Annotated in this window: 1 protein-coding gene; it reads right to left on the bottom strand. The window is 68.5% G+C overall.

Going from position 1 to position 1,097, the window contains the following annotated elements; genetic code table 11:
* A partial coding sequence (locus tag IN07_RS22530; protein WP_036340986.1) for a SulP family inorganic anion transporter occupies nt 1–1,097 on the bottom strand: 1,097 nt, incomplete at both ends.

Genomic DNA, 1,097 nt, shown 5'->3' with positions numbered 1-1,097 from the left:
CTCGACGAGGTGGGCCACCCGGCGGGCGAAGAGCACGCAGGCGACCAGCACGCCGACGCCGACGCCGATGGCGAGGTTGTGGGTGGCGAGGGTGACCGCGACGGTGGAGAGCATCACGACGGTCTCGCTGCGCGGCATCCGGTGGATGGTGCGCAGGCTGTGCCAGTCGAAGGTGGCGATCGACACGAAGATCATCACGGCCACGAGCGCGGCCATCGGGATGATCGCCACGATGTCGCCCAGGACGACGACCAGGATCAGCAGGAAGACGCCGGACAGGAAGGTCGACAGCCGGGTACGGGCGCCGGACTTCACGTTGATCATCGTCTGGCCGATCATCGCGCAGCCACCCATGCCGCCGAAGAAGCCGGAGGCGACGTTGGCGACACCCTGGCCCCAGGACTCGCGGGTCTTGTTGGAGTGCGTATCGGTGAGGTCGTCGACGAGCTTTGCCGTCATCAGCGACTCCATCAGCCCGACGAAGGCAACACCCAGTGCGTAGGGGGCGATGATCGTCAGCGTCTCCCAGGTGAACGGGATGGCCGGGATGCCGAAGAAGGGCAGGCTGTCGGGCAGCTCGCCCTGGTCGCCCACGTTCGGCACGGTGAGGGCGGCCGCGACGGTGAGCCCGGTGAGCACGACGATCGACACCAGCGGCGCCGGGATCGCGGTGGTCAGTCGGGGGAGCAGGAAGATGATCGCCAGGCCGGCGGCGACCATCGGGTAGACCAGCCAGGAGACGTCGACCAGGTACGGCAGCTGTGCGGTGAAGATCAGGATGGCCAGCGCGTTGACGAAGCCGACCATCACGCTGCGCGGGATGAACCGCATCAGCCGGGCGAAGCCGACGAGCCCGAGCGTCACCTGGAAGACACCGCCGAGCACGACCGCGGCGAACAGGTACTCCACGCCGTACTCGAGTGCCAGCGGCGCGACCACCAGCGCGATCGCCCCGGTCGCGGCGGTGATCATCGCCGGGCGGCCGCCGGTGAAGGAGATGACCACGGCCATCACGAACGACGAGTAGAGCCCCACCCGCGGGTCGACCCCGGCCAGGATGGAGAAGCTGATCGCCTCGGGGATCAACGCGAGGGCCA

Origin of the sequence: Modestobacter caceresii (assembly GCF_000761485.1) — a bacterium.
Classification (GTDB): domain Bacteria; phylum Actinomycetota; class Actinomycetes; order Mycobacteriales; family Geodermatophilaceae; genus Modestobacter; species Modestobacter caceresii.
Note: the sequence above shows the minus strand (reverse complement) of the source record. Positions and strands in the feature narration are given on the sequence as shown.